We start from the raw sequence: 22,161 nt of genomic DNA on the forward strand, positions 1-22,161 counted from the left end.
GAATCCTGGATGCCGGCCAGCGGCCGGCACTACCGGGGTACCGCACCCGCATCCCTTTCCCAACCGTGAGAAAATGCCCCGCATGAACACTGCTACGTCCCCGCAGGCGCGCGGCTCCGGCCGCCGGACCCTGGTACTGCTGTTTGCCGTGTTCTTCGGGGCGGTGGCGCTGGCCGCCGTGCTGCGTTTCTCGGGCTGGCAGCCGACCGGGCACCGCAATGCCGGCCAGCTGCTGAAGCCACCGGTGGACCTGCGCCAGCAGGCGCCGACCCTGGCCAGCGGCCAGCCTTACCCATGGAATCCCGAGGCCCGTACCTGGCGCCTGCTGGTGGCCCCGGCCGGTGCCTGCGATGCACAGTGCGTCACTTTGTCGCAGGGACTGGGCAAGGTGTGGCAGCTGTTCGGCCATAACGCCGATAATGTCGAGATCCTGTGGCTGGGTACGCCACCGGCGTCGATCGCCTCGCTGCCCGCGCTGCGGCCGCTGGCTCCGTCGCCAGCCCTGCGCGCGGCGTTGCCGGGCGTCGATGATCCGGCGGGACTGCCGGTCTACGTGATCGATCCGAACGGCTTCGTGATCATGCGCCATGCCCCGGGTTCCGACCTCGGTGGCCTGCGCAAGGACATGGCCACGTTGCTGAAACTGAAGTGAGTCCCGTTTGATGAGCCTTTCCGCGCGTCCGGCGCTGCACCGCAATTTCCACCGCCTGGCGTGGTTCGCCATGATCATGACCGCGAGCACGATCATGTTCGGCGCCTTCGTTCGCCTGTCCGACGCCGGCCTGAGCTGCCCGGACTGGCCGACCTGCTACGGGCAGGCCACCTGGCCGCAGCACGTGGAAGAGACCATCGGCCACCCGGCGGCGGAGATCCGCCCGCTGGAGACCCACAAGGCCTGGCGTGAACAGGTGCACCGCTTCCTGGCCGGTGCGCTGGGCATCGAAATCCTGACCCTGGCCCTGCTGGCCACGCGCAAGCGGCGCTTCGGAAGCACGGCGGTGGTGACCGCCTGCGTACTGGTGGCCGCCGGCATACCGCTGTACATGATGGGCTGGCATGGCACCGCCAGTATCCTGGCGCTGATCGGCGAGGCGATCCTGCTGATCGCCGCGCTGCGCTGGAGCAACATCGACCTGGCGCGCGCTGCGCTGCTGACCCTGGCGGTGGTGATCTTCCAGGCCCTGCTGGGCATGTGGACGGTGACCCTGCTGCTCAAGCCGATCGTAGTGATGGGCCACCTGCTGGGCGGCATGCTGATGTTCGGCCTGCTGGTGTGGATGGCCTGGCGCGCCACGCACATGCCGATCACCCTGGCCGAAGCGCCAAAGCTGAAGTGGCTGCTGCGCATTGGCGTGGCCGTGCTGGTCACCCAGATCGCACTGGGTGGCTGGGTCAGCGCCAACTACGCGGCGCTGGCCTGCGGTGGCGGCAGCGCCTCGCTGGACAACTTCCCGCGTTGCGCCAACCAATGGTGGCCGCAGCACAACTTCGTCGAAGGCTTCACCCTGTGGCGTGGCATCGGCGTGGATTACGAAGGCGGCGTGCTGGACGGCGCCTCGCGCATCGCCATCCAGATGGCGCACCGCATGTTCGCGGTGGTGGTGGCCGTCTACCTGCTGTGGCTGGGCGTGCGCCTGTTCCGGTTGCCGAGCATGCGTGGCTGGGCCAGCGCGCTGATCGCGCTGCTGGTGCTGCAGGTCACCCTCGGCATCCTCAATGTAAAGCTGGCGCTGCCGCTGGAAGTGGCGGTGGCCCACAACGGCGTGGCCGTTGCCCTGTTGTTCGTGCTGGTCAGCCTGCTGGCCCGCCTGCGTGCCCCGGACTGATTCCATGTTTTCCAATTACCGCCAGTACTGGGACCTGACCAAGCCCAAGGTCGTCGCCCTGATCGTCTTCACCGCGCTGGTCGGCATGGTCCTGGCCATCCCCGGCGTGCCCAGCTGGGAGCAGGTGCGCGCCGGCCTGCTCGGCTTCCTCGGCATCTGGTTGGCGGCCTCGGCGGCCGCAGCGATCAACCAGCTGCTGGACGCTCACATCGATGCGCAGATGGCGCGTACTTCGTGGCGGCCGCTGGTGGTGGGCAAGGTCAAGCCGTGGCAGGTGCTGGTGTTTGCCGGCGTGCTGATCGTGCTGTCGATGGCCATCCTGGTGCTGTGGGTGAACCTGATCACCGCGGTGCTGACCTTCGCCTCGCTGATCGGCTACGCGGTGATCTACACCGTGTACCTCAAGCGCGCGACCTCGCAGAACATCGTGATCGGTGGCCTGGCCGGCGCGATGCCGCCGATGCTGGGCTGGGCGGCGGTGACCGGCATGCAGGGCTCGTCCGACTGGGCGTATTCATCGCTGCTGGTGCTGATCATCTTCATCTGGACCCCGCCGCACTTCTGGGCGCTGGCGATCTTCCGCCGCGAGGACTACGCCAAGGCCGAGATCCCGATGCTGCCGGTGACCCACGGCGTGGTGCACACCCGCAAGCAGATCATGGTGTATTCGGTGGTGCTGGCGCTGGTCTGCCTGCTGCCGTACCTGGTGGGCATGAGCGGTGCGTTCTACCTTGGCGGCGCGATCGTGCTCAACGCCGTGTTCCTCTGGTACGCCTGGCGCATGCTGGACCCGCCGGACGAGCTGTTCTCGATGAAGATGTTCCATTACTCCATCGTGTACCTGATGGCGCTGTTCGCCTTCCTGCTGGTCGACCACTGGATCCTGCCCTGGTTGTGACGGGCTGATGCATCCACGCATGGCGTGGATTACCTTGAACCGCGGTTGAGACGTCTCCATTGCTGTTCCTGACCCCAAGGAAAGGAACGAGCAGGGATGCATTCGATCTTCCGCTGGACCGCTGCGCTTCTGTTGGCGCTGGGCATGGCCCTCAGTGCGCGTGCCGACGACACCGCCGCGCAGATCCGCCAGCACGCCGGCGACCACCGCCTGCTGGTACTGGGCGAATTCCACGGCACCCGCGAGACACCGCTGCTGGTGCGCCAGTTGGTGGACGACTACAGTCGTAACGGCCCGATCCTGCTGGCACTGGAACTGCCGCGCGGCGAAAACTCGACGCTGCGTGATTACCTGGCTTCCGATGGCGGGGCCGCGGCACGCCAGCGCCTGCACGGCCGCGCGTTCTGGACCTTGCGCGATGACCAGCACGATGGTCGCCGCAGCCGCGACATGCTGGCGATGATCGAAGGCCTGCGCGCACTGAAAGCGCAGGGGCGCGCGATCGAGGTGGTGGGCTACGACGTCAATCACAGTGACGGCGGCAGCCAGGCCCGCGATGACCGCATGGCCGCCGAACTGCGGCGCCTGTACCGGCGCCTGCCTGAAGGCGCACGCATGGTCGTGCTGACCGGCAATGTGCACGCCATGCTGCAGCGCCCGGCCGATGCGCCGCCGGAGATGCAGACCCAGCCGATGGCATCGGCACTGCGCGACCTGGATATCTACAGCGTGCGGCTGGAAGCGTTGCGCGGTCACTTCTGGGGATGCATGGATCGCTGCAAGGCATTGGCCCTGCTCGAACGGCCAGCGCGTGGGCCGGAGGTCAACACTCATGCCGGCCGCGAGTACGACCTGTGGGTGTGGATGCAAAAGCTGAGCGTTGGCACGCTGCTGGAACCGTGATGGGTACCAGTAGATGCACGCCATGCGTGGATGGTTTCCCGCGGAATCTGCTGTATTCAGTGTCGGCTTCTGCGACCGAAGGCCGCCATTGCGCCCGTTGACCAGGCCGCCACGCTGTAGGGCTTTGCCGTGCTTTCAGCTTCCTGCGCGCGATGGGTCATAGATGCAAACTCATTCAACAAGCCGGTTGATCCAGGCCAGATATACAGGTGTTGCGGGATGACTCGCAATTCTGTGGAGCAAGGTGGTCGTGATGAAGTTCCTTCTGCTGTGCGGTGCCTTCGTGGCGATCGCCGTGAATGCACCTGCACCGGATGAAGAGGCGGGCGCAGTCGGGCAATGGCTGCAGCAACGCGTCATGCAGGCGGCTGCACAGGCGAGCACGTCTCCTGCGGGCAGCTACCGTGTCGTGCGGTTGGCAGACCTGGATGCGCCCGAACAAGTGAAGCAGCAGCTTCGCGCTGACATCGAACGATCCAACGGTGTCGTGCAGGCTGCAGCAGGGAACATCCCCTCACAGGCTGAAATGCTGGCGGCCGTGCCCCGCACTCAGCGGTCGGCGTCGGAACTGCGCCAGCGCCTGCCGCAGCCGCCCAGCAGCCTGGCAGCCAGCCTCCTGGGTCCGGCCGAGCTGATAGGGATGGAGCCCAGTGGCGCGCTGGAGGGAGGCAGGTCCTCGGGACTGAGCCGTTTCTTCCAGTTGGAAGGCGTCGGCGTCGTGGAATTCAGCGAGAACAACTTCGTCGCTGCGGGCACGCATATCGAGGTCATCGCCGAGGCACAGAACACAACGGTGAAAGGCGCGCCCGCGCACGTGAAGAAGAGCGCGGACAGTGCCGGCCGCACCCGCGTCGAGCTTGCCTGGACAGGAGACAGCAAGACCTACAGCTTGATCGCCACCGGCGAACGGGGGAGCGACGTGGAGCGCAACGCGCGAGTGCTGCACGACATCGCTGCGGATATTGTGGATTAGCGGCGCTGCGAGAGTCATCCACGCATGGCGTGGATCTACTATGGATGCACGCCATGCGCGGATGCGTGTTCCGGCAACAACCCGCGCGCCCGGTCAGGGCGCGCGCTTGGCATACCGCTGCGCGATCACGCCGCAGACGATCAGCTGGATCTGGTGGTAGATCATCACGGGCAGCACGATGGCGCCCAGGCTGCTGCCGGCGAACAGCACCTTGGCGATCGGCACACCGGTGGCCAGGCTCTTCTTCGAGCCGCAGAACACGATGGCGATCTCGTCTTCGCGGTTGAAGCGCAGGCGGCGGGCAATGAAGGTGATCAGCGGCATGGCGATGCCCAGCAGCACGGCGGCAACCACCGCTACGGCCAGCAGCGAGAGCAGCGGCGTCTTGCTCCACAGGCCCTCGGTGACGGCCTCGCCGAACGCCGAGTACACCACCAGCAGGATTGTGGCCTGATCGGTATAGCGCAGCAGCGCGCGCTGCTTCTCCACCCAGCCGGCGATCCACGGCCGCAGCAGGTGGCCGGCCACGAACGGCACCAGCAGCTGAAGCATGATGCCGCCGATCGCATGCAGCGGATCGTGGATGCCGCCGGAGGTGCCGGCCAGTGCGGTCAGCAGCAGGGGCGTGAGGAACACGCCAAGGATGCTCGACAGTGAAGCACTGCACACCGCTGCGGGTACGTTGCCGCGCGCCATTGAAGTGAACGCGATGGACGACTGCACGGTGGAGGGCAGGGTGCACAGGAACAGCACGCCCAGGTAAAGCTCCGGGGTCAGCAGCCAGCCGGACAGCGGCTTGAACATCAGGCCCAGCAGCGGGAACAGGATGAAGGTGCAGGCCAGGATGGTCAGGTGCAGCCGCCAGTGCAGCATGCCGCCGATGATCGACTCACGCGGCAGGCGCGCGCCATGCAGGAAGAACAGCGCTGCGATGGCCACCGTGGTGACGTCGTCGAGGACGATGGCGGCGGCGCCCTTCATCGGCAGCAGCGAGGCCAGGCCGACGGTGCACAGCAGGGCGAGGGTGAAGTTGTCAGGTCGCAGGCGCGACCACCAGCGGGTCATGGTGGGCAGAGTCCTTGGGGCGGAGGAGTCAGGGTGAAGCGGCGGGCGCGGCCAGGCGTTGGCGGGTGGCAGCTTCCAGCGACGTCAGGCCGGCACGTTGGCCGAGCTGCAGGGCCTGTTCCGGGCTGGCGTGTTCGTAGCGCGCAGTGACCAGGCCGAGCACGGCACCGGCGCGGTTGCCGGACGCGCAGTGCAGCAGCACCGGACCTGCGCTCTGCTGCAGGGCCTGGTGCACGGCGCGCAGGTTGGCCGCATCCAGGCCATCGGCCCCGGCCACGGGAATGCGTACGTAGCGCAGGCCCAGCGATTCGGCCATGCCGGCTTCGTCGAAGCCGCGGTCCTCATCCGGCTGGCGCAGGTCGATCACCGTGCGCACGCCCTGCGCAGCCAACGCCTGTAGTTGTGTGGCGCTGGGCTGGCCGCCGGCATACAGGCCGGGGCGGACTTCATTGAGAGGGGCGTTTTCGGCCAGGGCCGTCAGCGGCAGGCAGAGCGACAACAACAGCAGGCAGGTCAGGCGCAGCAGCATGGTCCTCTCCGGGAAAGCAATCTGCCGCTACAGGCGCAGTCCGGCGCGGGCCTTCAGCAGCTCGCGCAGTTCGTACTTGTCAGTATCGTCCAGACCCTGCTGGCGCTGCTTTGCCAACAACTCCTCCAGACGTTGCACCAGCAGCTGTTTCTCCAGCTGGGCCACGGCGTCGTGCAGTTCCTGGGTCCAGCTGGCTTCAGTGCCAGGCAGCGTCTGCGCCGCCAGCGTATGCAGCGAGGCCTGCTCTTCACGGCCGTCGAAGTGTTCCAGCAGGGCGCCGGTACTGATGTCCGGGCGCTGCTCGACCAGCCCCAGCAGTTCCAGCAGCAGCTCCACCCCGGGCAGGCGCAGGCCCTGGAAGTGATGCTGGCCGCCCAGCGTGAGCGCCAGCGAGGGCTGCTGCAGCAGCACGGCGATCGCGCCGCGCACCAGGCTGCGCTTGGCCACCGGCTGGATCGTTCGCGAGGGCTGGCGCTGCGGCATTGGTGCGCGCGCGGACGCGGCATTGCCGCCGAGGCCGGTCAGCTGCGCCAGCTGCTGCTTCATCAGGTCGCCGAAGGCGCCATCGGGAATCTGCGCCAGCATCGGCTTGGCGCGCTCGGCCAGGCGTGCCTTGCCGTCCAGCGTGCCCAGGTTGATCTCGCGGGTGAGTTCGTCGAAGAAGAACTGCGACAGCGGCGTGGCCTGCTTCAGGCGCTCGTTGAACGCCTCGGCGCCTTCCTTGCGCACGATGGTGTCCGGGTCTTCGCCGTCGGGCAGGAACAGGAAGAACGCCTGGCGGCCATCCTTCATGCGCGGCAGCACCGACTCCAGCGCCTTCCAGCCGGCACGGCGGCCGGCGGCATCACCGTCGAAGCAGAAGAACACGTCCGGCGCGTTGCGGAACAGCAGCTCGGCATGGTCCGGCGTGGTCGCGGTGCCCAGCGTCGCCACCGCCTGGGTGACCCCGAACTGGAACAGCGAGACCACGTCCATGTAGCCCTCGACCACGATCAGCCGCTCGATCTTCTGGTTGGCCTGGCGCACCTGCCACAGGCCGTACAGTTCGCGGCCCTTGTGGAACAGCGCGGTCTCGGGCGAGTTGAGGTACTTGGGGCCGTCGTCCTTCTCGAACACGCGGCCGCCGAAGGCGATGACACGGCCACGACGGTCGAAGATCGGGAACATCACCCGGTCGCGGAACTTGTCGTAGACGTGGCCGCGGTCGTTCTTGGAAAACAGGCCGGCGCGGTCGAGCAGCTTCATCCGCCGCTCGTCCTTGCCCAGCGCATCGCGCAGGCCGCTGTAGCCGTCCGGCGCATAGCCGATCTGGAAGCGCGCGCGGTTTTCCTCGTCCACCCCGCGGCCGTCCAGGTAGGTGCGGGCCTTTTCGCTGCCTTCGAGGTTCTTCTGGAAGAACTTCGTGGCCGCATCCAGCGCGGAGTACAGCTCGCGGCTGTCGTCCTGCTGCTGGGCGTTGCGCGGGTTCTCGCTGCGCGGCACTTCCATGCCGGCGCGCTTGGCCAGTTCATCCACCGCATCGAGGAATTCGAGGCGGTCGTAGTTCATCAGGAAGCTGATGGCGGTGCCGTGCGCGCCGCAGCCGAAGCAGTGATAGAACTGCTTGGTGGGCGAGACCGTGAACGAGGCCGAGCGCTCGTCATGGAACGGGCAGCGCGCCGCGTACTCCTTGCCCTGGCGCTTCAGCGGCACGCGGCTGCCCACCACCTCGACGATGTCGGTGCGGGCCAGCAGGTCGTCGATGAAAGCGTCGGGGATACGGGCCATGGGCAACAGAACGGGGCGCGGCCGCCAGGGCGCGCTGCAGGGGGCGGCAGGTTCCCCTAGTTTACTCGCTGGCGATGCCGGGACCGGCCTGTTGGCCTTCAGCGCCGGCACGGGCCAGCTGCGCCCGTGCATGCTGGCGTTCGTCGATCACCGCGGTCATCAGCGCACCGACGAAGAACACGGCGGTGGCGTAGTAGATCCAGACCAGCGCGATCACCAGTGCGCCCATCGACCCGTAGGCACTGCCCGGGGCCACGGTAGCGATGTAGACGCCGATGCCATAACGGCCCAGGGTGAACAGCACCGAGGTGATGGCGCCGCCGATGAAGGCCTGGCGCCAGGCCACGCGGCGGTCCGGCAGGTAGTGGTAGAGGAAGGCGAAGGCCAGCGTGTACAGCAGCAGCGAGGTCAGGTAGCCGATCGCCGGCAGTACAGAGGGCAGCTGCGCGAACACCACCTGCAGCGCGGTGGTGGCGGTCATCGACAGGATCAGCAGGAAGCCCAGCGCCAGCACCACGCCGAACGAGAACACGCGCTTGCGCAGCCAGGCCTTGATGCCCTCCAGGCGCTGCCCGCTGGTGTGGAAGATCCGGTTCAGCGCGTTCTGCAGCTGGGCGAACACGGCGGTGGCACCGACGAACAGCAGCAAGGTGCTCCACAGCCCGGCCAGCGATCCGACGCTGGGCTGGCTGTTGGCGTTGTGCAGCACGGTGTCGGCGACGCTGGCCACGCTGCTGCCGGCGACCGAGCCGATCTGGCTGATCAGCGTCTGTTGCGCGGGCGGGTACAACGAGGCGGTCAGCCACAGCAGCAGCACCAGCAGCGGCGCCATCGACAGCAGGGCGTAGAAGGAGACCGAGGCGGCCTGGGTCAGCACGTCGATTTCGACGAAGCGCTTGGCCACCGCCATCGGGAAGCTGTCCTGCAGGCGATCAGCGTAGTGGCGAAGCCGTGCGGGGATGCCGTGGGGACGCGTGTCGGCGGGGGAGTGCGATGGCTCGACCATGGGGATGTTGTAGCAGCCGGGGGTCGAAGGTGCGGTGAAGCGGGTGCATCGATGGGGTCAGAGCCCTTCCGCAACGCGAAAGGGATCCGACCCCGGCAATGGCTTACGCCAGCTGCTGCTTGACCAGCTTGGACACCAGGCCCATGTCGGCCTGGCCGGCGAGCTTGGGCTTCAGCGCGCCCATCAGCTTGCCCATGTCGGCCGGACCGGAAGCACCGGTTTCGGCGATGGCGGCCTGGATGGCGGCCACGATCTCGGCTTCACCCATCTTGGCCGGCAGGTAGGCTTCGATGACCACGATCTCGGCACGCTCGATCTCGGCCAGGTCTTCGCGGTTGGCGGCTTCAAACTGGCTGACCGAGTCCTTGCGCTGCTTGACCATCTTGTCGAGCACAGCGATCACGGCGGTGTCATCCAGCTCGATGCGCTCGTCCACTTCGCGCTGCTTGATGGCGGCGTTGATCAGGCGGATCACGCCCAGCTTGTGCTTCTCGCCCGCCTTCATGGCGGCCTTCATGTCTTCGGTGAGCTGCTGCTTCATGCTCATGAGGAACCTCGTGGTGGTAGGTAGGGCGGGGCGGATGCCCGGACCCGGAAACGCAAAAAGCCGGCGACGCTCGCGCGTGCCGGCTTCGGCTTCACCGCGGAAGGACGAGCCCGCCGCAATGAAGATGCGTCCGATCAGTACAGGCGCTGACGCTTGGTGACGTCGCGCGACGAGCGGCGCAGCTGACGCTTCACAGCAGCGGCAGCCTTGCGCTTGCGCTCCTGGGTCGGCTTTTCGTAGAACTCGCGCTTGCGGGTTTCGGCCAGCACACCGGCCTTTTCGCAAGTGCGCTTGAAGCGGCGAAGAGCAAACTCGAAGGGCTCGTTCTCGCGGACTTTGACGCTGGGCATGGAATCTCCGGGACACAGTAGAACCGGGTCACGCCCGGCGAGCCGCACATTATAGCGGCGAATAGACAAACTGCAAGCGGCCAACCCTGAATACGGGCCAGAGGTTCGAAAGCAGTGAGACCTGCGCGTCCCCCGAGGAGGCGGCAGGGGCGTCATAATAGCAGGCATGCGAGTCCTTGGCATCGAATCTTCCTGTGATGAGACCGGCGTGGCGGTGTATGACACCGACCTGGCCGGCAGCGCGGCCCTGCGCGCCCATGCGGTCTACAGCCAGATCGCCCTGCACGCCGAGTACGGCGGTGTGGTGCCCGAGCTGGCCAGCCGTGACCACGTGCGCAAGCTGCTGCCGCTGGTGCGCCAGACCCTGGCCGAGGCCGGCCTGGGCGTCGGCGACATCGATGGCGTGGCCTACACCGCTGGCCCCGGCCTGGTCGGCGCCCTGCTGGTGGGCGCGGGCGTGGCGCGTTCGCTGGCCTGGGCGCTGGAGGTGCCGGCAGTGGGCGTCCACCATATGGAAGGCCATCTGCTGGCGCCGTTGATGGAAGACGACCCGCCGCAGGCGCCGTTCGTGGCCCTGCTGGTGTCCGGTGGCCACACCCAGCTGGTGGCGGTGGACGCGATCGGCCAGTACCGCCTGCTGGGCGAGACCCTGGACGACGCAGCCGGCGAGGCCTTCGACAAGACCGCCAAGCTGATGGGCCTGCCGTACCCGGGTGGCCCGCAGCTGGCCAGGCTGGCCGAGCAGGGCACGCCGGGCGCGTACCGCTTCGCACGGCCGATGACCGACCGCCCGGGGCTGGATTTCAGCTTCTCGGGCCTGAAGACCCAGGTCCTGATGGCCTGGCGCGACAGTGACCAGAGCGAACAGACCCGCGCCGACATCGCCCGTGGCTTTGAAGATGCCGTGGTCGAGACCCTGTCGATCAAGTGCGAGCGCGCGCTGGAAGCCGCGGGGACCAACGTGATCGTGGTGGCCGGTGGCGTCGGTGCCAACACGCGCCTGCGCGCACGCCTGAAGCAGATGGCCGAGCGCCTCGGCGGCCGTGCCTGCTTCCCGCGCCCGGCACTGTGCACCGACAACGGCGCGATGATCGCCTTCGCCGGCGCACTGCGCCTGCAGGCCGGCCAGCACAGCCCGCCGAAGGTGGACGTGACCCCGCGCTGGGACATGGCCACCTTGCCGGCGGTGTGAACCCCGACCGCCGCGCTCTGTAGCGTCGAGCCATGCTCGACTGCGCGTGATCGAGGCTACGCACGCGCACCCAACGGCGACGCCGCCAGCACGGTCGTGGCCCGCTCGTGGCGCTGCAGCCACTCCAGCGTATGCGGGCAGCGCGCATGGATCAGCCGCCCGATCGCGGCCAGGTCGGCACCGAGGTCGCGTTCCAGGATAGGTTCGTGGTGGACGATGCGGTTGCGCAGGTGGCGGATGCGCCCGATGTCTGTATGCATGGCTTTCCTGATCACGCTTGGATGAGCTGCAGGCGCATGGCGCAGAACCGTCCCGAGCGCCGGTATCCACAGCGTGGCGTCGAAGCGACAGGTGAAGAGCTGCTGCCAGAACACCATCGGCAGGTCAGCGACGATCCCGGGTGTATCTGTTGCGCGGCTGGCGACCTGTTCCAGCGCGGCTCTGGCTGAGGTGGATGAAGAGGCAGGTAGCCTGCGTCTGAAGGCATCGTTCCAAGGCCAGCGCGGGCCGTGCTGTCGGGCCAATGCCGATGCCGCTGCGTTGCGCGTGACCACTTCGCACAGGTGGACCGGCATCATCAACGCGCCGCACATCCGCATGTTCCACACGTACAGGGATTCGGCAGTAACGTCAGGGCCGCAGGTTGATGCGATTCTCTCGTAGGTCGACGACCGCTCCGCTGACAACGCGCGCCTCAATGCATCGTATGCAGCCATCGTGATGTGCGGTGGTGAAGGGAAGACGCAGGTTGTCGAGGGATCGAGTCGGCCACCATCAGGAAACCTCCTTGCGTGCGTCGCCTGTTTCCCGCGTTTCGGCCGGGGCGAACACGAGGGTCTGCGTTGTCGGGATTGGCCTTGACCCACCGTTGGATGACTGACTAGTCTGGGCACCTGCGCCACCGGGACTCGCGGCTTGAGAAAGCTCCCCCCGGGGACAAAGGTAGTACCAAAGGGCCCCGCTAGCGGGGCCCTTTGTTTTTTCTGGTGCCGCGTCCCTGCCGGCCGCCTACCGCCCGTTCCGGTCAGGCTCACCGCCGTGCCGTTACCATGGTTGCCTGTATTCGGCTGGTAACCGCAATGGACAAGGTTTTCATCGAGGGGCTGACGATCGACGCCCTGATCGGTATCTACGATTGGGAACGACGGATCCGCCAGGACCTGGTGTTCGACCTGGAAATGGGCTTCGACAACCGTCGCCCCGCAGCCACCGACGACATCGCCCACACCCTGAACTACAAGGCGGTGAGCAAGCGCCTGGAGCAGTTCGTGCGTGAGTCGGAGTTCGGCCTGGTCGAGACCCTGGCCGAGCGCTGCGCGCAGATCGTGCTGGACGAGTTCGACGTGAAGTGGCTGCGCCTGAAGCTGAGCAAGCCGGGCGCGGTGCGCGGCGCGCGCGCGGTGGGCGTGATCATCGAACGCACGCGGGACTGACCCGGTCGTGCCGGCCGCTGGCCGGCAATTCCAACAACAACGACAAAGCAAGGAGACAACCGATGGTGGACGCGGTGGTGGCGGTACAGTGGCTGGAAAAGCTGCAGAACACACTGGAACCCTATCCCGGCGCCTACCTGGCGTTGATGATCACGGCGCTGCTGGTCGCAGCGGGCCTGGCCAACTGGGTGACCAAGCGCATTCTGGTGCGCGGGCTGCGGCGACTGCTCAGCCGCCTGCCGGGTGCCGACACCGGCCGTGGCAGCCATCTGATGCGGGTGATCTCGCGGCTGTCGAACGTGGTGCCCAGCCAGGTGATCGCCTCGGGCATCCGCATCGTGCCCGATCTGCCGCCCGGCCTGGTCGGCTTCATCATTGGCGCCTGCCAGGCGTGGGCGATCCTGACCGTGGTGCTGGCGATATCGCATGCGCTGGATGCGGCCAACGACCTTTACGAGCGCCGCCCCGAGGCACGCAACAAGCCGATCAAGGGCTACCTGCAGGTCGCCAAGATCGTGATCTTCGTGATCGCCGGGCTGTCCATCGTCGCCACTCTGGCCGGAGTGGACCTGCGCTACCTGGTGACCGGCCTGGGCGCGGCTACGGCGGTGCTGATGCTGATCTTCCAGGACACCATCCTGTCGCTGGTGGCCAGCGTGCAGATCAGCGGCGATGGCCGCGTGCGCATCGGCGACTGGATCGAGATGCCCAGCCAGAACGCCGACGGTGACGTCATCGACATCGCGCTGCACACGGTCACCGTGCAGAACTTCGACAAGACCATCACCACCATCCCGACCAAGAAGCTGGTGACCGAGTCGTTCAAGAACTGGCGCGGCATGCAGGAGGCCGGTGGCCGCCGCATCAAGCGCGCGCTGTACCTGGACCAGCACAGCGTCGGCTTCCTGGACGAGGGTGACTTGGCCTTCCTCGGCGAGTTCGCACTGCTGCGCGACTACCTGCACGAGAAGGCGCAGGAGCTGGGGCAGTGGAACGGGCGCCTGCGCGAACAGGGCGTGGCCGAGGTCAACAGCCGCCGGGTGACCAACCTGGGCACGTTCCGCGCCTATGTGGAGCGCTACCTGCGCAGCCATCCGGGCATCCATACCGACATGACGTTGCTGGTACGGCAGCTGCAGCCGACCACCGAGGGCCTGCCGCTGGAGCTGTACTGCTTCACCCGCAGCACCGCCTGGGGCGAGTACGAGGCGGTGCAGTCGGACATTTTCGACCACCTGCTGGCGATCCTGCCGGCCTTCGGGCTGCGGGTGTTCCAGGCCTCCAGCGATGCCATGTTGATGGCCGGGCAGCGCCAGTTGGCCGGCTCGGAGTAAGCTGCGAGGCCTCCGGCCGGACCGTACGGATCCGGCTGGAGCCTGAAACTGAATGACGAAACCTCTCGCCAAATGGCTCGGGACCGCTAGAATGCCGGGCTTGTAAACGTTTTCATCAAGGACTGCTGGTGGCCTCCGATCGCATCGAATCCCTCATTGCCCAGATGACCGTCGAGGAAAAGGTCGGCCAGCTGGGTGTCTTCGCGGACATGGTCCGCCCGTTCGCCCCGGACGTGAACCCGGAAGCCAACGTGCGCAATGCCGACCAGGTGCTGCAGCAGGTGCGCGAGGGCAAGGTCGGCTCGCTGTTCAATGGTGTCGGCGCCGAGCTGGGCCGCCGCATCCAGCAGGTCGCCACCGAGGAGAGCCGCCTGGGCATCCCGGTGATCCTGGCCGCCGACGTCATCCACGGCATGCGCACCGTGTTCCCGATCCCGCTGGGCGAGGCTGCCAGCTTCGAACCGGACCTGGCCGAGCGCACCGCCCGCGCCACCGCCATCGAAGCGACCGCCGCCGGCCTGCACTGGACCTATGCGCCGGCCGTGGACATCGCCCGCGACCAGCGCTGGGGCCGTGGCGCCGAAGGTGCCGGTGAGGACGTGGTGCTGGGCTGTGCCTTCGCCGCCGCCCGCGTGCGCGGCTTCCAGGGCAGCGACCTGCGCGCCGACGATTCGCTGCTGGCCACGCCGAAGCATTTCGCTGCCTATGGCGCGGTGATGGCCGGCATGGAATACAACATGGTGGACATCTCGCCGCAGACCCTGCGCGACGTGCACCTGCCGCCGTTCAAGGCCGCTTTCGATGCCGGTGCGATCACCGTGATGTCCTCGTTCAACGACATCAACGGCGTGCCGGCCAGCGCCAACGCCGAACTGCTGACCGACATCCTGCGCGGTGAGTGGAAGTTCCCGGGCGTGGTGATCTCCGATTACACCGCCGACATGGAACTGGTCGCGCACGGCTACGCCGCCGATGACCGCGATGCCACCGCCAAGGCGTTCACCGCCGGCCTGGACCTGAGCATGCAGAGCGGTTTCTACGCCGAGCACCTGCCGGGCCTGGTCGAGAGCGGCGAAGTGCCGATGGCGGTGCTGGATGAGGGCGTGCGCCGCATCCTGTGGCTGAAGGAAACCATCGGCCTGTTCGACGATCCGTACCGTTCGCTGGACCCGGCACGCGAAGCCGATACCTCGCACATCGCCGCGCATGACGCACTGTCGCGCGATGCCGCACGCCGTTCGATCGTGCTGCTGAACAACCGCGACAACGTGCTGCCGCTGCAGAAGACCGGGCAGAAGATCGCGCTGATCGGCCCGTTCGTGCAGGACCGCGAGAACATCGAAGGCTGCTGGACGCTGTTCGGCGACAAGCAGCGCTATGTGGACCTGGAAACCGGCGTGCGTGCCGCCATCGGCGATGAAGCGCTGCTGGAGATCGTGCCCGGCTGCGAGCTGGAAGCCGCGATTGTGGGGGGCACCGAAGCGGCCGTGGCGGCCGCCCTGCGCGCCGACGTGGTGGTGCTGGCGCTGGGCGAACCGCAGCGTTACAGCGGTGAAGCGCAGTCGCGCGTGGAGATCACCCTGCCGCCGGCACAGCAGGCGCTGGCCGAGGCCGTGGCGATGACCGGCAAGCCGCTGGTGGTGCTGCTGCGCAACGGCCGTGCGCTGGCGCTGCAGGGCGCGGTGCGCAATGCACAGGCGGTGGCGGTGACCTGGTACCTGGGCACGCAGACCGGCCATGCCGTGGCCGATGTGCTGTTCGGCGATTACAGCCCGTCCGGCCGCCTGCCGGTCAGTTTCCCGCAGGTGTCCGGCCAGCAGCCGTACTTCTACAACCACCCGCGCACCGGCCGCCCGGAGCTGCCGACCATGTCGGAGTTCAAGGCGCGCTGGCGCGAGATTCCGAACGAGCCGCTGTACCCGTTCGGCCACGGCATCGGCTACACCTCGTTCGACTACGGCGTGCCGCAGCTGAGTGCGGCCCAGCTGGGCTGGGACGAGACCCTGACCCTCACCACCACACTGACCAACAGCGGTGAAGTGGCAGGCGAGGAAGTGGTGCAGCTGTACATCCACGACCGCGTGGCCAGCCGCGTGCGCCCGGTGCGTGAACTGAAGGACTTCCGCAAGGTGGCATTGCAGCCGGGCGAGTCGGCGGAGGTCGTTTTCACCTTGACCCGCGAGCAGCTGGCCTTCACCGGCCGCGACGGCGTGCTGCGTGCCGAGCCGGGTCAGTTCGAGGTGTGGGTGTGCGCCTCGTCGGCCGCTGGCGAAGCGGTGCAGTTCGAACTGCTGAAGGGCTGATCGAAGAAAAAGGGGACGGAGGGAATTAAGTCGTTTGTGCCATAGACGACTTAATTCCCTCCGTCCCCTTTTTGTTGCCATCACTGGCCCGGCGCTACCATCGGGGCCTTGATCCGATGGAGTTCGCGCATGCGCAAGATGGCTTTCCTGATTCCGGCCCTGCTGCTGGCCGCCTGTTCGCAGCCGGCACCGCCGGCCGAGCCTGCTGCCGATGCGCCGCCGCCGATGACCGGTTCCACCCCGGCCGAAGCGGCAGCCAGCACCACGCCGGACCCAGCCGCTGCACCGCAGGCAGCGGCAGAACACGCCAGCGAAAACGCCGTCCCCGCCGCGGCCGAAGAGGGCGACGCACGCGCGCGCATCGACAGCGTGCTGGGCGACGCGGCGCAATACGAGAAGGTGTTCAACGCGTTCAAGACCGCCGTGGTCAGTGGTGACCGCGCGGCCGTGGTGGAGGAAGTACGCTTCCCGCTGAACATCGCTGGTGGCAAGAAGATCAGCGGGCCGGGCGAGTTCCAGCGCAACTACGAGAAGATCATCACGCCGGCGGTGGTCAAGGCGATGTCCGGGCAGGACTTCGGCAAGGTGTTCGTCAACCAGCAGGGCGTGATGATCGGTGATGGGCAGGTCTGGCTGACCGGCGAGTGCCTGGACAAGGCCTGCGCCCGCACCGAGGTGAAGGTCGGCACCATCCAGTAAACGAGAACGGCCCCGTGTACGGGGCCGTTGGGTAGGGGCGATGTCGGCCAGCGGCCGGCACTGCCGGGCGTCAGGTCTTCGGGGTGAGCTTCAGCAGGCGTGCCTTGCTGCCGTCTTCCAGCAGCCACAGCGCGCCATCCGGGCCCTGTTCCACTTCGCGGATGCGCTCGCCCATGTTGAAGCGCTCGGCTTCGCGCGCGCTGTCGCCGTCGAAGGCCACGCGCACCAGCGAGGTGGAGGACAGGCCGCCGATGAAGCCGCTGCCCTTCCACTGCGGGAACAGGGTGCCGCTGTAGATCACGAAGCCGGCCGGGGAGATCACCGGCGTCCAGGTCACCTTCGGCGCGGCGAATTCCGGACGGGTGTCGTGGTCGGGAATCGGGCGGCCATCGTAGTGGTTGCCATTGGAGACAATCGGGTAGCCGTAGTTGGCGCCGCGTACGATCAGGTTCAGTTCGTCACCCCCGGCCGGGCCCATCTCGTGTGCCCACAGCTTGCCGTTGGCATCGAAGGCCATGCCGAGGATGTTGCGGTGGCCCAGCGACCATACCTGTGCGGCGACGCCCCCCTGCGAGGCGAACGGATTGTCGGCGGGCAGGCTGCCATCGTCGTTGAGGCGGATGATCTTGCCGAGGTTGCCGCTCATGTCCTGCGCCGGATCGAATTTCTGCCGCTCGCTGGAGCTGATCCACAGCTTGCCGTCCGGGCCGAAGGCGAGGCGGTGGCCGTAGTGGCCCTCGCCGCTGACCTTGGGGCTCTGCCGCCAGATCACCTTCAGGTCCTTCAGCTGGCCGGCGCCATTGGCGTCCAGCGCCAGCGTGGCGCGGGCGACGGCGGCACCACGGGTATCCAGCGTGCCTTCCTCGGCGTAGCTGAGGTAGATCACGTGGTTGCGGGCGAACTGTGGATGCAGGATCACGTCGCCGAAGCCGCCCTGGCCGCCATAGGCAACCTTCGGCACGCCGGTGATCTCATGCTTCTGGCCGCTGGCCAGATCCAGATGCTGCAGCTTGCCGCGCTTCTCGGTGACCAGCAGGCTGCCGTCGGGCAGGAAGGTCATCGCCCACGGTTGGTCGAAGCGGCTGACTTCGGTGGCGGTGAACGGGCGTTGGTCGGCGGCGCTGGTGGAAGCGGCGTTGGCGGCGGCCGGTGTCGTATCCGGACCGGCAGCATTGCAGGCGGAGGTGGCGAGGATCGGCACCAGGCCGAGGGCGAGCAGCAGGGGCGTGCGGGTCATGGGTATCTCCAGTGCGGGGATGCGGATGGCCGGGCTGTCCCTTGTATACCATCGCAGCCGTGACCGTCGTGGCCCGAAGGTCCTGCGACCCCTGTGCGGCGGCTGTGGGATCGTCTAGGGTGGGCACGCCCGGGCAAAGCGTGCCCGTCTGACTGCCAAGGATCTGCAATGAACACTGCCATGCCCCACAAGCCGTCCACCGCCTTCATTGCCGCCTCATGGGTGGCGCTGCTGCTGGGGGCCGCGGCCTACCTGATCGGCCTGTTCAACGCCACCTCGATGGCGCTCAACGAAAAGGGCTACTACCTGACCCTGCTGTTGTTCGGGCTGTTCGCGGCGGTCTCGCTGCAGAAGAGCGTGCGTGATCGCGTCGAGGGCATCCCGGTCAGTGGCCTGTACTACGCGCTGTGCTGGTTCGCGCTGCTGTCGGCACTGATGCTGCTGCTGGTCGGGCTGTGGAACGCCACCCTGGCATCGAGCGAGAAGGGCTTCTACGGCATGGCGTACGCGCTGTCGCTGTTCGGTGCGGTGGCGGCGCAGAAGAACACCCGCGACCTGATCGCCGCCGGTGGCGGCGAGAGCAGGCGCAGTGCGGTCGTGCCGCCGCTTCCGGAACAGGAATGATTCTGTAGAGCCGAGCCCATGCTCGGCTCTACACAAGTCCGGCGCTATCGCTTCAGCCGCGGATCCGCCAGCTGCGCTTCCTCCCAGCCACGGCGCACCGCGCTGCGTGCCTGTGCCCAGTCCAGGCGGCTGCGGCCGCGCTCGCTGGTCCAGCGTGATTCCAGCTCGCCCTCCACCTCTTCGTAGGCGCGGATGATGTCCTGCGCACGCGCGGCGTGGCCGATGCGGTAGGCCGGTTCATAATCCTCGAAGAACAGCTGGTCGTCGTAGTACGGCTCGGCGGTGTAGCGCTCGCGCCAGAAGTTGCTGACCGCGTCGCGCGGCGTGCTGTCGTCCGGTACGCGGCCGGGAATCTGGTACTCGGTCATGGAAGGGCTCCGTTGTGGACGAAGCCTGATCCTGCCTGTGGGCGGGTTAACGGCCGGGGCCGGCAGCGTGATTGCCAGATCAATCTGCCGGCGTGGCGCGCCACCGTTCACCCGGCGTCGGCGTCCTTGCGTGGCAGTTTGTAGATCACCGCGCCGATGGCGAACGCCACCAGCGCGGCGGCGATGTTCTGCCAGCTGGCACTGGCGAACAGCGCCAGGCACAGCAGCAGCGCAAGCACGGGAATCAGCGGGCCGCCGGGCAGTTTCAACGCGCCCGGGCGGTCGGCGTAGCGCTTGGCCAGCACCAGCACCGCAGCAGCGGTACCGATGTAGGCGAACAGGCGCGTGGTCATCGACAGCAGCGCCAGCTGCACGAACGAACCGGACAACGCCAGGCCAAGCGCGATCAGGCCTTGGCACAGGATCGACGCGGCCGGGGTATGGAAGCGTGGATGTACCTGCGCCAGGATCTTCGGCCCATAGCCATCGCGTGCCAGCGCGAACAGGAAGCGCGGGCCCATCATCATCGTGTTGCTGTTGGTGCCGAGGATGGAAATGGTGGCACCGATGGTCAGGATCAGCGCCAGCGCCTCGCCACCGAATCCGGCGGCGGCATCGGCCAGCGGCGTAGCCGAGCTGGACAGGCCGGCCAGCGTGCCCTGCGCCACCACCTGCACCGCGCCGTAGATGACGGTGACAGTGATGATCATGGTGATCAGCGCGAACGGAATATCGCGGCGCGGATTGCGGTACTCGCCGGCGGCGGCCGGGATGTTCTCGAAGCCGGCGTAGGCGTACAGCAGCAGGAGCGCTGCCTCGCCCATGCGCTGCAGGTCGTGCGGGTCCGGGCGCTGGCCGGAGAACGCCAGCTGCGGATCAATGTAGAACGCGCCGATGGCCACGAACAGCAGCAGCGGCAGCATCTTGCCGATCACCAGCACCACGCCGGTGCGCGCGGCCGAGCGCACGCCGATGATGTTGACCCCGGTGAGGAAGCCCAGCGATACCACGATCACCGCGATGCGACCCAGGCCGGCGCCAGCCCACGGCCAGAAGCGTGCGACCGCATCGGCCAGCGCATTGCTGAGCGCCGCGGCCGAGCTGATGCGGGTCAGCCAGATCATCCAGCCGATCTCGAACCCGGCGAAGCGGCCGAACGCCTCGCGCGCATACAGGTAGCTGCCACCCGGTTCATCGAAGTAGCTGGCGGCCTGCGCGTAGCACAGCACCAGCAGCGCGACGACGATGCCGGCGGCGACCACGCCCCACAGGCTGAAGGGCCCGAGCAGGGCGACGGTGGCGGCCGGCAGCAGGTAGATGCCGCTGCCGATCACATCGTTGATCGACAGGCCGACGATCTGCCAGCGGCTGACCGCGCGCTGCAGCTGCGGTTCGTCCTGCGCGCTCAACGTGCGTCTCCGCTCAGCGCGGGCAACTGCCACTGTGCCTGCAGGCGCTGGTACTCGGCGCGCGGCAGCAGCACGAAGCGCGGCGTGTCCTGCGGCCGCAGCCAGTCCAGCAGCGCCTGCATGCGTGCCTGCGGCATGGCGGTGCAGCCGGCCGTGGCTTCGCCGGGCTGGCGCCACAGGTGGGCGAAGATGCAGCTGCCCTTGCCGGGCTGGTTGTCCGGGTTGTGGGCGATCACGAAGCCCTGCTGGTAGCGCACGTCGCCCTTGTTGTGCAGGTCCAGCCGCATCGGCTCGGTGGAGCCTTCCACGGCTGCCTTTCCAACCTTTTTCGCGTCGACGATGCGGTTGTAGAACGGCGAGGCGGGCACGTCCATGCAGTAGCTGCTGTCGAGCATTGGCTGGTACGGCATCGCGGTGCCGGGGCGGGTGACGGCGTAGCCGAACGCGCTGCCGAGCGCGAACACACCGGCCGGGCTGCGGCCGTCGCCTTCCTGCTTCTGCGGGCCATCGGCCTGTGCCGGATGCAGGCCCAGCCCCCATGCGCTGCCGGTGCGGCCCAGGGCCACCGGGAATGGCTGCCCATGCGCGTGCCAACCCTTGCCATCGCGTACATACGCCTGCAGTTGGCCCTGGGTGCTGTCCCAGCCTTCGCTGGTGACCACGATCAACTGGCGCGCGCCGTTCAGCGGCGCAGCATGAACGGATAGAGCTGCGGCAAGCAGCAGCGCAGCGGTGGCAAGACGGACCAGCGATTTCATCAACGTGCGCTCCGGTCAGGAATCCAGCAGGTGGTCGATCCGCTCCAGGTTCACGGCCAGCTGCTGCTGGCGGTCCGGATTGGCGTGGCAGAGCAGCACGAACAGGAAATCCAGCAGGGCGTGCATGGCGCTACGGTACAGCAGCTGCGCGACCTGCGGCGTGCGGTCGTGCGCGCAGACCGCCAGTGCCGCATCCGCATGCGCGCGCAGCGGATTGGCGGTATGGCGGGTGATGGAAATCACCTTGCCCCCCATGTCCTGGAACTGCCGCGACAGCTGCGACAGCTGGGGCAGGCTGCCGAATTCGGAGAACACCAGCAGCACATCGTTCGGGCGTGCCGCCGACAGGTTGGCCAGCATCAGGACCGGGTCGGTATGCGGCACCACCAGCAGCCCGAGCAGCGACAGCCGCATGGCGAACTCGCGGGCGTACAGGCCGTCATCGCCCAGCCCGTACACGAACAGCTTCGGGGCGTCGTCGAGCAGCTGCACGATGCGTTCGATCTCCGCGCGCGGGTTGGCCTGGCGGGTTTCCTCTTCGGCCAGCGCCTTGCTGCGACGCAGGGCCTCGCCCAGGCGCAGGTAGTCGTCGCCGCTGTCCGGCTCGCTCGGTGCCTGCTGCGGGTCAGCCCCGGCGCGGGCGACATCCTGGCCGACGGAGTATTTCAGGTCCGGGTAGCCCTTGAAGCCGAGCTTCTGGCTGAACTTCACCACGCTGGACTGGCTGATGCCCAGTGCGCTGGCCAGCTGCTGGGACGAGTAATCGCGCAGCAGGTGTGCGTTGTCGAGGATGAAGTCGGCGATGCGGCGTTCGATGGCCGACATCTGCCCGCGCTCGGAACGGATCTTCAGCAGGGGCGGCATGCGGGGTGTCCGGGTGTCTGCAAAGGCGTTGCGGTTGGCAGCGTAGAGCGTGTCATGGAATGGGTCGGGCGGGTGG

Annotated in this window: 23 protein-coding genes; 11 read left to right on the forward strand and 12 right to left on the reverse strand. The window is 67.4% G+C overall.

All coding sequences use genetic code 11. The features are described from left to right. Window positions 1-82 precede the first annotated feature (82 nt). The 5 genes from O0J73_RS13145 (at window position 83) to O0J73_RS13165 (ending at window position 4,600) form a co-directional block, all read left to right on the forward strand. Window positions 83-652, forward strand: coding sequence for a hypothetical protein (locus O0J73_RS13145; protein ID WP_040009144.1), 570 nt, complete (start codon window positions 83-85; stop codon window positions 650-652). A gap of 10 nt (window positions 653-662) precedes the next feature. Further along, on the forward strand, window positions 663-1,826 hold the full coding sequence (locus tag O0J73_RS13150; RefSeq protein WP_004153902.1) for a COX15/CtaA family protein: 1,164 nt from the start codon (window positions 663-665) through the stop codon (window positions 1,824-1,826). A 4-nt stretch (window positions 1,827-1,830) separates the two neighbouring features. Further along, complete coding sequence (cyoE, locus tag O0J73_RS13155; protein WP_004153903.1) at window positions 1,831-2,724, forward strand: heme o synthase; 894 nt, start codon at window positions 1,831-1,833, stop codon at window positions 2,722-2,724. 96 nt (window positions 2,725-2,820) lie between these two features. Then, window positions 2,821-3,627, forward strand: a complete 807-nt coding sequence (locus O0J73_RS13160) for a calcium-binding protein (protein ID WP_308308875.1) — start codon at window positions 2,821-2,823, stop codon at window positions 3,625-3,627. Window positions 3,628-3,880: 253 nt separating this feature from the next. Next, a complete protein-coding gene (locus O0J73_RS13165) occupies window positions 3,881-4,600 on the forward strand; it encodes a hypothetical protein (protein WP_197564134.1) in 720 nt (239 codons plus the stop codon). Between the two features lie 93 nt (window positions 4,601-4,693). On the opposite strand, the gene O0J73_RS13170 is transcribed toward O0J73_RS13165, so the two are convergent. From O0J73_RS13170 to rpsU, 6 genes are all read right to left on the reverse strand, one after another. After that, complete coding sequence (locus O0J73_RS13170; RefSeq protein WP_308308876.1) at window positions 4,694-5,665, reverse strand: bile acid:sodium symporter family protein; 972 nt, start codon at window positions 5,663-5,665, stop codon at window positions 4,694-4,696. A gap of 28 nt (window positions 5,666-5,693) precedes the next feature. Continuing rightward, window positions 5,694-6,194 carry a protein tyrosine phosphatase family protein gene (locus O0J73_RS13175; protein WP_308308877.1) on the reverse strand — a complete coding sequence of 167 codons (501 nt, stop codon included), beginning with the start codon at window positions 6,192-6,194 and terminating at the stop codon, window positions 5,694-5,696. Between the two features lie 27 nt (window positions 6,195-6,221). Continuing rightward, window positions 6,222-7,961, reverse strand: coding sequence for a DNA primase (gene dnaG, locus O0J73_RS13180; protein WP_308308878.1), 1,740 nt, complete (start codon window positions 7,959-7,961; stop codon window positions 6,222-6,224). A gap of 61 nt (window positions 7,962-8,022) precedes the next feature. Continuing rightward, window positions 8,023-8,967: a YihY/virulence factor BrkB family protein gene (locus O0J73_RS13185; protein ID WP_049457757.1), complete on the reverse strand. Its 945-nt coding sequence runs from the start codon at window positions 8,965-8,967 to the stop codon at window positions 8,023-8,025. A 103-nt stretch (window positions 8,968-9,070) separates the two neighbouring features. After that, complete coding sequence (locus O0J73_RS13190; protein ID WP_004153909.1) at window positions 9,071-9,514, reverse strand: GatB/YqeY domain-containing protein; 444 nt, start codon at window positions 9,512-9,514, stop codon at window positions 9,071-9,073. Between the two features lie 134 nt (window positions 9,515-9,648). Continuing rightward, window positions 9,649-9,864 (reverse strand): 30S ribosomal protein S21, encoded by a 216-nt coding sequence (rpsU, locus tag O0J73_RS13195; RefSeq protein WP_002808376.1) that lies wholly within the window; start codon window positions 9,862-9,864, stop codon window positions 9,649-9,651. 166 nt (window positions 9,865-10,030) lie between these two features. Between rpsU and tsaD the strand changes: the two genes are divergently transcribed. Next, entirely contained in the window at window positions 10,031-11,056 is a 1,026-nt protein-coding gene (tsaD, locus tag O0J73_RS13200) for a tRNA (adenosine(37)-N6)-threonylcarbamoyltransferase complex transferase subunit TsaD (RefSeq protein ID WP_133936387.1), read from the forward strand. A gap of 56 nt (window positions 11,057-11,112) precedes the next feature. Here tsaD and O0J73_RS13205 read toward each other — a convergent pair whose 3' ends face one another. Beyond that, on the reverse strand, window positions 11,113-11,772 hold the full coding sequence (locus O0J73_RS13205) for a hypothetical protein (protein ID WP_308308879.1): 660 nt from the start codon (window positions 11,770-11,772) through the stop codon (window positions 11,113-11,115). A gap of 363 nt (window positions 11,773-12,135) precedes the next feature. On the opposite strand from O0J73_RS13205, the gene folB reads away from it, so the two are divergent. The 4 genes from folB (at window position 12,136) to O0J73_RS13225 (ending at window position 16,825) form a co-directional block, all read left to right on the forward strand. Beyond that, entirely contained in the window at window positions 12,136-12,489 is a 354-nt protein-coding gene (folB, locus tag O0J73_RS13210) for a dihydroneopterin aldolase (protein WP_005407807.1), read from the forward strand. Window positions 12,490-12,551: 62 nt separating this feature from the next. After that, entirely contained in the window at window positions 12,552-13,823 is a 1,272-nt protein-coding gene (locus tag O0J73_RS13215) for a mechanosensitive ion channel domain-containing protein (protein ID WP_004153913.1), read from the forward strand. A 128-nt stretch (window positions 13,824-13,951) separates the two neighbouring features. Then, entirely contained in the window at window positions 13,952-16,126 is a 2,175-nt protein-coding gene (locus O0J73_RS13220; RefSeq protein WP_308308880.1) for a glycoside hydrolase family 3 N-terminal domain-containing protein, read from the forward strand. 129 nt (window positions 16,127-16,255) lie between these two features. Next, window positions 16,256-16,825, forward strand: coding sequence for a hypothetical protein (locus tag O0J73_RS13225; RefSeq protein WP_308308881.1), 570 nt, complete (start codon window positions 16,256-16,258; stop codon window positions 16,823-16,825). Window positions 16,826-16,895: 70 nt separating this feature from the next. Here O0J73_RS13225 and O0J73_RS13230 read toward each other — a convergent pair whose 3' ends face one another. Continuing rightward, window positions 16,896-18,062: a PQQ-dependent sugar dehydrogenase gene (locus O0J73_RS13230; protein WP_308308882.1), complete on the reverse strand. Its 1,167-nt coding sequence runs from the start codon at window positions 18,060-18,062 to the stop codon at window positions 16,896-16,898. Between the two features lie 168 nt (window positions 18,063-18,230). Between O0J73_RS13230 and yiaA the strand changes: the two genes are divergently transcribed. After that, complete coding sequence (gene yiaA, locus O0J73_RS13235; protein ID WP_308308883.1) at window positions 18,231-18,686, forward strand: inner membrane protein YiaA; 456 nt, start codon at window positions 18,231-18,233, stop codon at window positions 18,684-18,686. Window positions 18,687-18,730: 44 nt separating this feature from the next. Here yiaA and O0J73_RS13240 read toward each other — a convergent pair whose 3' ends face one another. The 4 genes from O0J73_RS13240 to O0J73_RS13255 all read right to left on the reverse strand — a co-directional run bounded on the left by O0J73_RS13240 (window position 18,731) and on the right by O0J73_RS13255 (window position 22,085). Continuing rightward, window positions 18,731-19,054 (reverse strand): hypothetical protein, encoded by a 324-nt coding sequence (locus tag O0J73_RS13240; protein ID WP_004153917.1) that lies wholly within the window; start codon window positions 19,052-19,054, stop codon window positions 18,731-18,733. A gap of 107 nt (window positions 19,055-19,161) precedes the next feature. After that, complete coding sequence (locus O0J73_RS13245) at window positions 19,162-20,463, reverse strand: amino acid permease (RefSeq protein WP_053448599.1); 1,302 nt, start codon at window positions 20,461-20,463, stop codon at window positions 19,162-19,164. Further along, a complete protein-coding gene (locus O0J73_RS13250) occupies window positions 20,460-21,221 on the reverse strand; it encodes a L,D-transpeptidase family protein (RefSeq protein WP_308308884.1) in 762 nt (253 codons plus the stop codon). Before O0J73_RS13250 ends, O0J73_RS13245 begins: the two co-directional genes overlap by 4 nt. A gap of 15 nt (window positions 21,222-21,236) precedes the next feature. Further along, on the reverse strand, window positions 21,237-22,085 hold the full coding sequence (locus O0J73_RS13255) for a MurR/RpiR family transcriptional regulator (protein WP_049457749.1): 849 nt from the start codon (window positions 22,083-22,085) through the stop codon (window positions 21,237-21,239). Between the last annotated feature and the right edge of the window lie 76 nt (window positions 22,086-22,161).

The organism is Stenotrophomonas sp. Sm6012, from assembly GCF_030985895.1.
In the GTDB taxonomy this organism is placed as follows: domain Bacteria; phylum Pseudomonadota; class Gammaproteobacteria; order Xanthomonadales; family Xanthomonadaceae; genus Stenotrophomonas; species Stenotrophomonas forensis.